The sequence below is a fragment of the Streptomyces sp. NPDC099050 genome, from assembly GCF_044759865.1.
Classification (GTDB): Bacteria; Actinomycetota; Actinomycetes; order Streptomycetales; family Streptomycetaceae; genus Streptomyces.
In genome coordinates this window covers 52,799-65,702 of record NZ_JBIWAE010000026.1, presented here as the reverse complement: position 1 = coordinate 65,702, position 12,904 = coordinate 52,799, and the positions used below count along the sequence as shown (strand labels likewise).

Genomic DNA, 12,904 nt, shown 5'->3' with positions numbered 1-12,904 from the left:
CGATCAGCTCTTCTCGAAGGTGCGATCAGCTCTTCTCGAAGCGGAAGCCGACCCCGCGGACGGTGGCGATGTACCGGGGGTTGGCCGCGTCGTCGCCCAGCTTCTTGCGGAGCCAGGAGATGTGCATGTCGAGGGTCTTGGTGGAGGACCACCAGGTGGTGTCCCAGACCTCGCGCATGAGCTGGTCGCGGGTGACGACCCGGCCCGCGTCGCGGACGAGGACCCGCAGCAGGTCGAACTCCTTCGCGGTGAGCTGGAGCTCCTCCTCGCCCATCCACGCGCGGTGCGATTCGACGTCGATCCGCACCCCGTGGGTGGCCGGGGGCTGGGAGGCCTCGGTGGCGCCGCGCCGCAGCAGGGCCCGCACGCGGGCGAGCAGCTCGGCGAGCCGGAAGGGCTTGGTCACGTAGTCGTCGGCGCCGGCGTCCAGGCCCACGACCGTGTCGACCTCGTCGGCGCGGGCGGTGAGGACCAGGATCGGGAACCCGTGGCCCTCGGCGCGCAGCCGGCGGGCGACCTCCAGCCCGTCCATGCCCGGCAGTCCCAGGTCCAGGACGACGAGGTCGATGCCGCCCTGCAGTCCCGCGTCCAGGGCGGTGGGGCCGTCCTCCCGGACCTCGACCTCGTACCCTTCCCGGCGCAGGGCGCGGGCCAGGGGTTCCGAGATGGATGCGTCGTCCTCGGCGAGCAGTACACGCGTCATGTGGGTGATGGTAGTCCGCGGCGGGGTAAAGAAGAGGCCCGCTTGTGGACCCCTCTATATCTGACCTCGTGGGCTACTCACAGCCTTCGAATGTACCCACTTGGTTCCACTGCTACCTGTGATCCATATCTCAAGTACTTTCATATGCGGCACTGTCGTGTCGTATGGTGTCGAGACGCCTGATGCACTACCTCCAAGAGACTTTCGAGCGAAAACCGGCCGAAAGTCTCTATTTCTGCCCCGATCGGGCAGGCATTGTTGTCGCACCGCCCGTTCCGGGCAGCAGATGACAGTGAATGACCTATGGGCCGGGCCCTTCGCGCGATGGAGCGCGACGGGGCGTGGATCCCGGTTGCGGATGTTCCTTCGTCTTCGCCCCCGCGGAGCGAGACCCCCGGGCGTGGGGTCCGGAGCACCCGAAGCCGGTACCGGCCACCCCTCACCGGGCGCCGTTGAGCTCACGAAGCCGCGCGTCCCGAGCAAGCAAGGATCGACCATGGCTTCCAGCCTGACGAAGGACTCGGCCGGTACCTCGACCGAGAAGACCTTCCTCGGACACCCCAGCGGCCTCGCCTTCCTCTTCATGACGGAGATGTGGGAGCGCTACAGCTTCTACGGCATGCGCGCACTGCTCGTGCTCTTCCTGGCCACCAACGTCGCCGACGGTGGTCTCGGGATGAACGACGCGACCGCGGTCGCGATCTACTCCGTCTACAACGCGATGGTCTACCTCCTCGCCCTCCCGGGCGGCTGGCTCGGCGACCGCGTGTGGGGCGCCCGCAAGGCCGTGGCGGTCGCCGGTGTCGTGATCATGACCGGTCACTTCCTGCTGGCGGTGCCCTCGTCCATCTCGTTCTTCATCGGCCTGGCGCTCATCGCCGCCGGTTCCGGCGTGCTCAAGGCCAACATCTCCACGATGGTCGGCCAGCTGTACACGGACAAGAACGACCCCCGCCGTGACGGTGGCTTCACGATCTTCTACATGGGCATCAACCTCGGTGCCTTCGTCGCCCCGCTGACGATCGGCTACGTCGGCCAGGAGGTCAACTGGCACCTCGGCTTCGCCATGGCCGGTGTCGGCATGGCCCTGGGCCTCGCCTTCTACTTCTTCGGCTTCCGCCACCTGAACCCGGTCTCCAACACGGTTCCGAGCCCGCTGAGCGCCGCCGAGAAGTCCTCCGTCCTCAAGAAGGGCCTGATCTGGCTCGGCGTCGCCGCCGCCGCCTACGCGGTCATCGGCCTGGCCGGCATCTTCACGATCAACTACGCGCTGTGGCCGCTGACCATCGCCGGTCTGGTCCTCCCCGCCTGGGCGATCCTGCGCATCAAGCGCGACAAGGACCTCTCGGACGTCGAGCGCTCGCGCATGTCGGCGTACGTCTGGTTCTTCGCCGCCGCCGCGATCTTCTGGGCGATCTACGACCAGACCGGCTCCACGCTGGCCCTGTTCGCGAAGGACAGCACGGACAGCACGCTGTTCGGCTTCAACTTCCCGGAGAGCTGGTTCCAGTCGCTCAACCCGCTGTTCGTGATGGCGCTCGCGCCCCTCTTCGCGATGCTGTGGGTGGCGCTGGCCCGTCGTTCCAAGGAGCCCACCACCCTCGCGAAGTTCTCCTTCGCGCTGGTCATGATCGGCGTCTCCTTCGGCGTCATGATGATGGCCCAGGGCCTGGCCACCGGCGACACGAAGGTCAGCCCGATGTGGCTGGTCGGCGTGTACTTCATCCAGACCGTCGGTGAGCTCACGCTCTCCCCCGTCGGCCTGTCGCTGACCACCAAGCTGGCGCCGCAGAAGTACGCCTCCCAGATGATGGGTGTCTTCTTCCTCGCGGTCACCGCCGGTGACTCGACGATCGCGCTGCTCCAGCTGCTCGGCGCCCCGACGGACACCCAGGGCTGGTTCGCCAGCCAGGGCGCGCTGGCGGTGCTCGCCGGTATCGCGATCTACATGTACCGCAAGAAGGTCCAGCCCCTCATGGGCGGCGTGCACTGACGCACCCCCCGACAGGGCGAACGGCCCGACAACGGAACGGTCCGGCACACCGCAAGGTGTGCCGGACCGTTCCGTTGTCGCGGGCGGGCCGTTACGGTCGGCCGCGCAGGCGGCGCCACGGGGTGAAGGTGAAGACGGCCGCGCCGAGGAGCATCACCGTGCCGGCGACCAGGGCCAGGGCCTTGATGCCGCCGTCGTCCGAGGCTCCGGTCTCGGCGAGGCCGCCCGAGGTGCTGCCCGAGGTGCCGGAGGAGCCGGAGGAACCGGAGGTGCCCGAGCCGCCCGGCTGGGCGGCGGTGTCGAGCGTGAGCGACACCGCGCTGGACTTCGCCACGCAGGGCACCACGATCGGGGCGGCGCCCGGGGCCATGACCACGTTGATCGTCAGCTTGTCCGGGGTCAGCGTGGTCTTGCCGGTCTTTCCGGGCTTGTAGGTGCCCTTCATGTCACTGAGGCTGACCGGCGCGCCGCCCTTGATCGGCTCGGGGTTGCCCGGGCCGCTGACCTTGACGATGCCGCTGTCGGCGCCGCCGAGCTTGATGTCCAGCGCGGGCTGGAGCGCTCCCGCCGGGAGGTCCATGGGACTGTTCATCACGCCCTTGGCGGTGGTGGCGATCAGGTCGTAGGTGCCGCCGTTCTTCTTCGCGTTGATCGTCACCTTGCCCTTGAGCGGGCCTCCCTGGATGAAGGACCCGCAGTCGAAGGTGACGTCCACGGTCTGGCCGGGGAAGTCGGTCTGGCCCCCACCGGACGGGGAGGGCGCGGGGCTGCTGGGCGGCTGGCTGCTGGGAGGCTGGCTCGTCGGCGGCTGGCTGGTGGGCGGCTGGCTCGTCGGCGGAGCCGTGGTGGGGGGCTGGCTGGTGGGGGGCGCGGTGGTGGGCGTCGGGTTCGGGTTGCCCGCGCCCGTCACCTTGATCGTGGCCCCGACCGGGACGGTCGTCCCCGCCTTGGCCGTGCACACGGTGTCCGTGCTCAGCACGTTGATCTTGTACGAGGCCGGGGTCAGGGTGACCGTGCCGGCCTTCGTCAGCTTGAGCTTCGCCTTCATGGGAGTGACCACCATCGGTGAGTTCTTGGGGATCGCCGGGTTCTCCGCCTTGCCCTGCACCGGCAGGTCGCCGGTGGCGTCCCCGCCCAGCTTGATCACTCCGGACGGGGTCACCGAGTTCGGCGCCAGATCCGTGTAGCCGGGGTTGTCCGAAGCCGCCTTGGTGGTCTTCCAGACCACCTCCACCTCATCGCCCACCTTGGCCTCGGCGGGCGTCACGGTGACCTCGGCCTTGGTCGTCCCCTCGATGTTCGCCCCGATCGGCGGATCGCACACGGTCTGGAACGAAATCTCGGCCGCGCCGGCCGGGGCCGCGGCCACCATCACCACGCCCGCGCCGCCGAGAAGCAGCGCGACCGCGGCCGCGCTCATCCTCCGTTGGGTGTTCACAAGGTTCCTTTCGTCGTCGGACTGTTCTCAGACGGTGCGGACGCCTGTGGTGCCTGTGCTGCCTGTGCTGCCTGTGGTGCGTCGGATGGTGCTGCTGTCCCCGGCGCGCTGTCCGGGGTGAACCACGGCAGTACCGCCGTGGTGGTCTGCGGGGGTTCGGCCGCCGGGGCGGAGCGGGCCAGCGGTCCTCGTACGGGGCCGCGCGCGGGTCCCCGTACCGCCGGGATCCGCGGCAGCCGGGCCGTCACCGCCGCCGGGTCCGGCCGGTGGCCGCGGTGGCGGCCCCCGACCGCCGGGAGACCCGTACGGGGGCGGACCTTGTCGACGACGGCCATGCCGATGCGGAAGACGGCGGCCGGGATCACCAGCAGGAGCAGGCCCCAGAACAGCAGCACCCCGTACGGGCGGTCCACGCCCCAGGGCTGCGTGGCCAGCACCGTCTCCCCGTACTTGAGGGAGAGGGTGTAGTCCCCGTGGGCGCCCGCGGTCAGGGTGGCGTCGAGGGAGACCTCCGCCTTGCCGCCGGGCGGGATGGTGCCCTTCCAGCGGACCTCCTCCCAGGTCGGCGCGAACACCCCGTGGGCGGTGCCGAGCTGGAAGACCGGGTCCTTGACCGCGGCGGAGCCGAGATTGCCCACGGTGACCGTGAACTTGCGGCCGGGCGGGGCCCCGAACCAGGTCAGCACCCCGTCCTCGCCCTTGAGCCGGACCCCGGTGAGCAGGGCGAGGCGGGCCGTGCCGCCCTCGGTGGGCAGGTCGGCGACCGGGTGGTCGGTGATCTTCAGCGGGGCCGCGACGGTGGACTGGTCCCCGTTGACGGAGGTCACGTTGACCACGCAGGGGCAGGGCTTGGGCGGGGCGACCACCGGGAGCTGGGCGGAGAAGTGCCCGTCGTCGGCGACCGAGACGGCCACCCCGTCGGCGTTGGCGCAGCTGTTGGTGCCGCCGATCATGTTCTGTCCGCAGACCAGCAGCATCACCATGGTCTTGGCCCGCCAGCCCGTTCCGGTGACGGCCATCTGCGTGCCCTTGGCGGCCTCCTTGAGCGAGAGGGCCACGGCCGGTTCGGGCCCGTCGTCCGCGGCGGCCGGGACCGCCGCGGACAGCGCCAGCGCGCACACGGCCAGCCCCGCCGCCAACCCCGTGGCCAGCCCCGCGCGTCCCGCCGCGACCAGGGCCCTGACCTTGCCGCCGTGTCTCCCACCGGCCTTGGCGCTCACCTGGGTGCTCACCTGGGTGCTCCCGTCAACTCGTGTTCCGGCGCTGGGGCTTCTTCGGGTACGGCGCTCCCGTGCGGCGCGGGCCCGGGCCCGTCACCGGACCGGATCCGCCGCTTGCGTACGAGGAACAGCGCGCCCGCGGCCACGGCGCCGAGGCCGAGCAGCCCGAGACCGGTCGTGCCCGCGATGCCCCAGGGCACGAACCAGACCGAGGTGCTTCCCGTGGCGCGGGCGCCGCCGGGGGCCGTGACGGTGAGGGTCAGGGCGACCCGGTCGAACACGGGTGCGCCGGGCCAGGGTTCGGTCAGCTCGACGCGCTGGCCGGGCAGCACCTCGACGGGCAGGGTGCGGACGCTGCGGCCCGCGACCTCGCCGAGGGCGCCCTCGGCGCTGATGGCGAGCTCGGGGGCGAGGGCCACGTTGCCGCGGTTGACCAGGGTGTACGCGACGCGCGCGGCCGCGCCCTTGCCCCGTACGGACACGTCCTCGACCGTGAGCGCCGCCAGCGCCGGGCCGCCGACGCGCAGGTGGACCCGTACGCCCACCTCGCGGCCGGACTCGGTGGCGACGACGGCGGCCGGGTGGTCCCCCGGCGGGGAGCCGGGCGGCACGGTGACGGTGAAGGGGACCACGGCTCGGGTGCGCGCCGGGACCTTGACCGTGGTGGCCGTGCCGAAGCTGATCCACGGGCCCGCGCCGGTGACGGGCCCTTCCGGGCCGCCTCCGGCGGCGGGCCCGGCGGGGCGCACGGCGAAGGCGCCGTCCGCCGTGTTGTAGACGTCGGCGCCGCGCAGGGTGATGGTGTGCTCCTGGTCGCTGGTGTTGGCCAGGACGAGGCGGTCCTCCAGCACCGTGCCGGAGGGACCCGCGAGGTAGAAGAACGGGCGCGCGAAGTACGGGCGGTCCCCGGCCTTCGCCGCCGCCGCCGGCGCGCTCCCGGCGACGGGCTCGGCGGTCCAGCCGGGCCCGTCGGCGGCGGCCGGGGCCGCCACCGCGCAGGGGAGCACGGCGGCGGCCACGGCGGCGACGGTGGCGAGGAGGAGCCCGCCGGACCTTCGGGGCGAGTGGAGCACGGGCATGACCGGGTGCGCTCCGTTCAGGACCGGGCCCGCTGGCCGCGCCGGGTCAGCCAGAGCACGCCCGCGGCGCCGGAGAGGATCACGGTGGCGCCGAGGGTTCCGAGGGCGATGGCGGAGTCTTCGGGGCCGGTCTGCGGGAGGCTGTCCCCGGTGGTGCTGCCGCCCGCGGCACCCGCGGCGCCCGCCACGTCGAGTTCGAGCGACGGCTTGGGGCTGTTGCCCGGGGTGCAGGTGGTGGTCGTACCCATCGCCTTGATCGTGAGCACGCCCGGCGTGAGGGTGACCTTGCCGGACTTCTTGGGCGTGTACGTGCCCGAGAGGTCGCTGATCTTGATGGGGGTGTTGGCCGGAACGGCCTCGGAGTTGGGCGCCCCGGAGACCGGGACCGACACCTTCTCCGCACCGTCGACCATGATCACGGCGCTGGGCGTCATCGCGCCCTTGCCGAGCTCGATGGGGCTGGAGGAGACGCCCTTCTGGAAGGACATCGTCAGCTTGTACCCGCTGCCCTCCTTGACTCCTTTGATCTCGATCGGCGAGACCGCCGACTTGTCCCCGATGGGGGTCTTGCAGTCGTACTGGACGTCGACAACGGCCGCATGGGCCGCGGGGGCGGCCAGCAGTACCGCCGCCCCCGCCAGCGCGGAGGCCAGCGCGAGCGCGGTGGAGCGTTTCCGGTCGGACACCTTCGTCTTCCCCTCGAACCTCGGGCCACAAGTTACTGACGGCACATCAGATTGGTGGCTCAAGGTACGCCGGGGGCCTTACGGAGGGAAGACAAAGGACGGCGCCGTATCAACAGCCCGTCCATAGGCCGCGATCCGCGCCCGGGGGCGGATCGCGGCGTCCGGATACCGGCGGTTTCAGGCCGTCTTGAGGCCCTTCTGCCAGACGGCCGAGACCAGCGGGACACCCGGCCGGTAGGCGAGGTGGACGTGGCTGGGGGCGTCGAGAAGGACCAGGTCCGCGCGGGCCCCGGGGGTCAGCGCGCCGATGTCACCGCGGCGCAGGGCGCGGGCGCCGCCGGCGGTGGCGGACCACAGGGCCTCGTCCGGGGTCATCCCCATGTCGCGGACGGCGAGGGCGATGCAGAACGGCATCGAGCTCGTGTAGGAGGAGCCCGGGTTGCAGTCGGTCGACAGCGCCACGGTGACCCCCGCGTCGAGGAGCCGGCGGGCGTCGGGCCACTGCGCGCGGGTGGAGAACTCGGCGCCGGGCAGCAGGGTGGCCACGGTCGTGCCGGACGCCTGGGCGAGGGCGTCCACGTCGGCGTCGGTGAGGTGGGTGCAGTGGTCGGCGGAGGCCGCCTCCAGCTCGACGGCGAGCTGGACGCCGGGGCCGTGGGACAGCTGGTTGGCGTGGACGCGCGGGATCAGCCCGGCGGCGGCGCCGGCGGTGAGGATCGCCCGGGCCTGGTCGCCGTCGAAGGCGCCCCTCTCGCAGAACACGTCCACCCAGCGGGCGTACGGGGCGCAGGCGGTCAGCATCTCGCCGGTGACGAGATCCACGTAGCCCGCCGGGTCGTCGGCGTAGTCCGGGGAGACGATGTGCGCGCCGAGGTAGGTGACCTCCTCGGTGTGCGCGGCGGCGATGCGGAGGGCTCGGGCCTCGTCCTGGACCGTGAGGCCGTAGCCGGACTTGGTCTCGAAGGTGGTGGTGCCCTGGCGGCGGGCCTCGTGGAGGTGGCGCACCAGGTTCGCTTCGAGCGCGGCGTCGGAGGCGGCGCGGGTGGCGGCGACGGTGGTGCGGATGCCTCCGGCGGAGTAGGCGCGGCCGGACATGCGGGCGTTGAACTCCGCGGTGCGGTCGCCCGCGAAGACGAGGTGGGAGTGGGAGTCGACGAAGCCGGGGATGACGGCGCGGCCCTCGGCGTCGTACGCCGTGTCCGTGGCCGGGGCCTTGTCGGCGGGGCCGACCCAGGCGATGGTGTCGTTCTCGATGACTACCGCGGCGTTCTCGATCAGGCCGAGGGGGGTGCCGTCGCCCAGGGCGGGGTCGTTGGTGACGAGGCTGCCGATGTTGGTGATGGCTGTGGTGGTCATGATCCCTCGGGGTCGTCGAGTGGTTTCGTTCCCCCGCCCCGCCCCTTCCCGGAACCGGGGCTCCGCCCCGGTTCCGGGAAGGGGCGGGGGAAGGCCCGCAGCAGGCGGAGGTGTCAGCCGCGGAGGGCGGCGATCGTGGCGGCCAGGGCGGACGGGACGTCCGCGACTTGGGTGTGGGCGCCGTCGCGGACGATGTGGCGGCCGCCCACCACCGTGTGGCGGACGTCGGCGGCCGAGGCGGCGAAGACGGCCGTCTCCGCCCCGAGCCGGGGAAGGGCCCCCGCCGTGCGGACGGAGTCCAGGGTGATGGTGGTGAAGTCGGCCAGCGCGCCCGCCTCCAGGCGGCCCGCTTCCGACCAGCCGAGGGCGGCGTGCCCGTCCTCCGTGGCGGCGGTGAGCAGCGCGTTCGCCGTCCAGTGGCCGCGCGTACGGCTGCTCAGGCGCTCGTTCAGTTCCATCGCCCGCGCCTCTTCGAACAGGTCGATCACCGCATGGCTGTCGCTGCCCAGCGAGAGCGGACTGCCCGCGCGCTGGAGGCGTACGGCCGGACCGATGCCGTCCGCGAGGTCGCGTTCCGTGGTGGGGCACATGCAGGTGCCGGTGGTGGTGGAGCCCAGGAGCGCGATGTCCGCGTCGGTGAGGTGCGTGTTGTGCACCCCGGTGGTGCGCGGGCCGAGCACCCCGTGGTCGGCGAGCAGTTGGGTCGGGGTGCGGCCGTGGGCCGCGAGGCAGGCGTCGTTCTCGGCGGTCTGCTCCGAGAGGTGGACGTGGAGCGGGGCCCGCCGCTCCCCGGCCCAGCGGGCCACGGTAGCCAGTTGGGCCGCCGGTACCGCGCGCACGGAGTGGATCGCGGCGCCGATCAGGGCGTGCTCGCGGGACTTGAGGGCCGAGACCCGCTCGGCCCAGGCGTCCGCGGTGCCGTCGGAGAAGCGCAGCTGGTGGGGGTTGGGTGCCTCTCCGAAGCCCGCCGACAGGTACGCCGTGTCGAGGAGCGTGATCCGGATGCCGGCCTCGGCGGCGGCCGCGATCAGGGCCTCGCCCATGGCGTTGGGGTCGGCGTACGGGACCCCGCCGGGGGCGTGGTGGACGTAGTGGAACTCGCCCACCGCGGTGATGCCGGCCAGCGCCATCTCGGCGTAGACGGCGCGGGCGAGCGCGAAGTAGCTGTCGGGGGTGAGGTTCTGGGCGACCTTGTACATGAAGTCGCGCCAGGTCCAGAAGGTGCCCGAGCCGACCTGCACGGTCGAGCGCAGGGCCCGGTGGAAGGCGTGGCTGTGCGCGTTGGCCAGGCCCGGGACCGTCAGGCCGCGCAGGACCTCCGCCCCCGGGGGCGGGGTCTCGGCCCCGGTCCGCAGGGCGGAGATCCGCCCGTCGTCCGTTGCCACGTCCAGGGCGACGCCCGGCTCGACATGGGTGCCGAGCCAGGCGTGCTCCAGCCAGTACGTCTTCAGCACGTGCCCCTTCACCTGCATGCGAGGCCTTCCAGTACGTCGGCGAGGGCGAGGACGCCTGCCACGCAGTCGTCCTCGGCGGCGAACTCCCGCGGGGAGTGCGAGACCCCGGTGGGGTTGCGCACGAACAGCATGGCGGTCGGGACGGCCGCCGAGAGGATTCCGGCGTCGTGTCCCGCGCCCGTGCCGAGCACGGGGACGGCTCCGCCGAGGATCCGGTTCATCTCCTCGCGCAGGGCGTGCTCGAACTCGACGACCGGGGTGAAGGACTCCCGGACCACGTCCAGGTCGATCCCCTCCGCGTCCGCGCGCTCGCGGGCGGCCTTCTCGATCGCGGTCACGACCGTGTCGAGGGTGGCCTGGTCGGCGGCGCGGGAGTCGAGCCAGCCGCGCACGAGCGAGGGGATCGCGTTGACCCCGTTGGGCTCGACGGCGATCTTCCCGAAGGTGGCCACGGCCCCGGCGAGGGCCGCCTCGGCGCGGGCCGCGAGCACGGTCTGCGCGTAGGTGAGCATCGGGTCGCGGCGGTCGGCCAGCCGGGTGGTGCCGGCGTGGTTGGCCTCGCCGCGGAAGTCGAAGCGCCAGCGGCCGTGCGGCCAGATCGCGGAGGCGATGCCGACCCGGTCCCCGGAGAGGTCCAGGGCCCGGCCCTGTTCCACGTGCAGTTCGACGAAGGCTCCGATGCGGGCGAGCCGTTCGGGGTCGGCGCCGATGGCGGAGGGGTCGTACCCGGCCGCCTCCATGGCGGCCGGCAGGCGGACGCCGTCCGCGTCGCGCAGCGCGTACGCCTTCTCCTTGGTCAGCTGTCCGGCGGCGAGCCGGGAGCCGACGCAGGCCAGCCCGAAGCGGGCCCCTTCCTCGTCGCCGAAGTTGGTGATGGCCAGGGGCCTGGAGAAATCCGCTCCCCTCCTGCGGAGTTCGTCCAGGGCCGCGAAGGAGGACACCACCCCGAGGGGGCCGTCGAAGGCCCCGCCGTCGGGGACGGAGTCCAGGTGGGAGCCGGTGACGACGGCGTCCCCGGCGAGGGGGTCACCGAGCCAGGCCCACTGGTTGCCGTTGCGGTCGGTCTCGTACGCGAGCCCGCGCGCCTCGGCCTGCGCCTGGAACCAGGTACGGCAGTCGGCGTCGGCTCCGGTCCACGCGGAGCGGCGGTACCCGCCGGACTCCGCGTGCCGGCCGATGGGCCGGAGCTCGGCCCACATGGAGTGGAACGAGGCTCCGGCGGCGTCCTCGCCGCTCACGCGTCGTCGCCCTCGCGCATCGGGATGCGGACGCCGCGCTCGTCCGCGACGGTCTCGGCGATGTCGTAGCCGGCGTCGACGTGGCGGATGACGCCCATGCCCGGGTCGTTGGTCAGGACGCGGCGGATCTTCTCGCCCGCGAGCTTCGTGCCGTCGGCGACCGTGACCTGGCCCGCGTGGATGGAGCGGCCCATGCCCACGCCGCCGCCGTGGTGGATGGAGACCCAGGAGGCGCCGGAGGCCACGTTGACCATGGCGTTGAGCAGCGGCCAGTCGGCGATCGCGTCGGAGCCGTCGAGCATGGCCTCGGTCTCGCGGTACGGGGAGGCCACCGAGCCGCAGTCCAGGTGGTCGCGGCCGATCACCAGGGGCGCGGCGAGGGTGCCGTCGGCGACCATCTCGTTGAAGCGCTCGCCGGCCTTGTCGCGCTCGCCGTAGCCGAGCCAGCAGATGCGGGCGGGCAGTCCCTGGAAGTGGACGCGCTCGCCGGCCATCTTGATCCAGCGGTGCAGGGATTCGTTCTCCGGGAAGAGCTCCAGCATCGCCTTGTCGGTCTTGTGGATGTCCGAGGCCTCGCCGGACAGCGCCGCCCAGCGGAAGGGGCCCTTGCCCTCGCAGAACAGCGGGCGGATGTAGGCGGGGACGAAGCCGGGGAAGGCGAAGGCGCGGTCGTAGCCGGCCAGCTGGGCCTCGCCGCGGATGGAGTTGCCGTAGTCGAAGACCTCTGCGCCCGCGTCCATGAAGCCGACCATGGCCTCGACGTGCGTGGCCATGGACTCGCGGGCGCGAGTGGTGAACCCGGCCGGGTCCTTGGCCGCGTAGTCGGCCATGTCGTCGAAGTCGACGCCGACCGGCAGGTAGGCGAGCGGGTCGTGGGCCGAGGTCTGGTCGGTCACGATGTCGATCGGCGCGCCCTCGGCGAGCATCTGCGGGAGCAGCTCGGCGGCGTTGCCGAGCAGGCCGATGGAGAGCGGCTTGCGGGCGTCGCGGGCCTCGACGGCGAGCTGCAGCGCGTGCCGCAGGTCGTTCGCCTTGACGTCGAGGTAGCGGTGCTCGATGCGGCGGTCGATGGCGCGCGGGTCCACGTCGATGCAGATGGCGACGCCGTCGTTCATCGTCACGGCCAGCGGCTGGGCGCCGCCCATGCCGCCGAGGCCGGCGGTGAGGGTGATGGTGCCGGCCAGGGTCCCGTTGAACTTCTTTGTAGCGACGGCCGCGAAGGTCTCGTAGGTCCCCTGCAGGATGCCCTGGGTGCCGATGTAGATCCACGAACCGGCCGTCATCTGCCCGTACATGGTCAGGCCCAGGTTCTCCAGGCGGCGGAACTCCTCCCAGTTGGCCCAGTCGCCGACCAGGTTGGAGTTCGCGAGGAGCACGCGCGGCGCCCACTCGTGCGTCTGCATGACGCCGACCGGGCGGCCGGACTGGACGAGCATCGTCTCGTCCTGCTTGAGGGTCTGGAGGGTGCGGACCATCGCGTCGTACGAGCGCCAGTCGCGGGCGGCCTTGCCGGTGCCGCCGTAGACGACGAGCTTGTCGGGGTGCTCGGCGACCTCGGGGTCAAGGTTGTTCTGGAGCATCCGCAGCGCGGCCTCCTGCTGCCATCCCAGGGTGCTCAGCTCGGTACCTCGCGCGGCACGTACGGGGCGGGGTCCTGACATGGCGGTGCCTCCTCCGTTGTTGGTCAATCCATTCACATCTTTACCCCCTGAATAGATTCAGTCAACAGCTGCGGGC

At 72.1% G+C, this 12,904-nt stretch carries 10 protein-coding genes; 1 reads left to right on the top strand and 9 read right to left on the bottom strand.

Going from position 1 to position 12,904, the window contains the following annotated elements; all coding sequences use genetic code 11:
- Positions 1–25: 25 nt before the first annotated feature.
- Positions 26–703, bottom strand: coding sequence for a response regulator transcription factor (locus ACIQV3_RS33305; protein ID WP_403718960.1), 678 nt, complete (start codon positions 701–703; stop codon positions 26–28).
- 496 nt (positions 704–1,199) lie between these two features.
- Here ACIQV3_RS33305 and ACIQV3_RS33300 point away from each other — a divergent pair, with 496 nt between their 5' ends.
- Positions 1,200–2,696, top strand: a complete 1,497-nt coding sequence (locus tag ACIQV3_RS33300; RefSeq protein ID WP_403718957.1) for a peptide MFS transporter — start codon at positions 1,200–1,202, stop codon at positions 2,694–2,696.
- 91 nt (positions 2,697–2,787) lie between these two features.
- On the opposite strand, the gene ACIQV3_RS33295 is transcribed toward ACIQV3_RS33300, so the two are convergent.
- The 8 genes from ACIQV3_RS33295 to hutU all read right to left on the bottom strand — a co-directional run bounded on the left by ACIQV3_RS33295 (position 2,788) and on the right by hutU (position 12,828).
- The gene (locus ACIQV3_RS33295; RefSeq protein WP_403718955.1) at positions 2,788–4,116 is read right to left on the bottom strand and encodes a hypothetical protein; all 1,329 of its coding nucleotides are present in this window, start codon (positions 4,114–4,116) and stop codon (positions 2,788–2,790) included.
- Between the two features lie 14 nt (positions 4,117–4,130).
- Complete coding sequence (locus ACIQV3_RS33290; RefSeq protein ID WP_403719076.1) at positions 4,131–5,261, bottom strand: hypothetical protein; 1,131 nt, start codon at positions 5,259–5,261, stop codon at positions 4,131–4,133.
- Positions 5,262–5,362: 101 nt separating this feature from the next.
- Entirely contained in the window at positions 5,363–6,433 is a 1,071-nt protein-coding gene (locus ACIQV3_RS33285) for a hypothetical protein (protein WP_403718953.1), read from the bottom strand.
- A 17-nt stretch (positions 6,434–6,450) separates the two neighbouring features.
- Positions 6,451–7,119, bottom strand: coding sequence for an LPXTG cell wall anchor domain-containing protein (locus ACIQV3_RS33280; RefSeq protein ID WP_403718950.1), 669 nt, complete (start codon positions 7,117–7,119; stop codon positions 6,451–6,453).
- Between the two features lie 177 nt (positions 7,120–7,296).
- On the bottom strand, positions 7,297–8,475 hold the full coding sequence (gene hutI / locus ACIQV3_RS33275) for an imidazolonepropionase (RefSeq protein ID WP_403718948.1): 1,179 nt from the start codon (positions 8,473–8,475) through the stop codon (positions 7,297–7,299).
- Between the two features lie 113 nt (positions 8,476–8,588).
- Entirely contained in the window at positions 8,589–9,947 is a 1,359-nt protein-coding gene (locus ACIQV3_RS33270) for a formimidoylglutamate deiminase (protein ID WP_403718945.1), read from the bottom strand.
- Positions 9,938–11,128 carry an allantoate amidohydrolase gene (locus tag ACIQV3_RS33265; RefSeq protein ID WP_403719075.1) on the bottom strand — a complete coding sequence of 397 codons (1,191 nt, stop codon included), beginning with the start codon at positions 11,126–11,128 and terminating at the stop codon, positions 9,938–9,940. Before ACIQV3_RS33265 ends, ACIQV3_RS33270 begins: the two co-directional genes overlap by 10 nt.
- Before the next feature lie 35 nt (positions 11,129–11,163).
- Entirely contained in the window at positions 11,164–12,828 is a 1,665-nt protein-coding gene (gene hutU / locus ACIQV3_RS33260; protein ID WP_403718943.1) for a urocanate hydratase, read from the bottom strand.
- Positions 12,829–12,904 lie beyond the last annotated feature (76 nt).

Coding starts and splice junctions, on each gene's coding strand:
- hutI (WP_403718948.1), bottom strand. CDS start 8,475: ATGACCACCACAGCCATCACCAACATCGGCAGCCTCGTCACCAACGAC.
- ACIQV3_RS33300 (WP_403718957.1), top strand. CDS start 1,200: ATGGCTTCCAGCCTGACGAAGGACTCGGCCGGTACCTCGACCGAGAAG.
- ACIQV3_RS33285 (WP_403718953.1), bottom strand. CDS start 6,433: ATGCCCGTGCTCCACTCGCCCCGAAGGTCCGGCGGGCTCCTCCTCGCC.
- ACIQV3_RS33270 (WP_403718945.1), bottom strand. CDS start 9,947: ATGCAGGTGAAGGGGCACGTGCTGAAGACGTACTGGCTGGAGCACGCC.
- ACIQV3_RS33295 (WP_403718955.1), bottom strand. CDS start 4,116: ATGAGCGCGGCCGCGGTCGCGCTGCTTCTCGGCGGCGCGGGCGTGGTG.
- ACIQV3_RS33265 (WP_403719075.1), bottom strand. CDS start 11,128: ATGTGGGCCGAGCTCCGGCCCATCGGCCGGCACGCGGAGTCCGGCGGG.
- hutU (WP_403718943.1), bottom strand. CDS start 12,828: ATGTCAGGACCCCGCCCCGTACGTGCCGCGCGAGGTACCGAGCTGAGC.
- ACIQV3_RS33305 (WP_403718960.1), bottom strand. CDS start 703: ATGACGCGTGTACTGCTCGCCGAGGACGACGCATCCATCTCGGAACCC.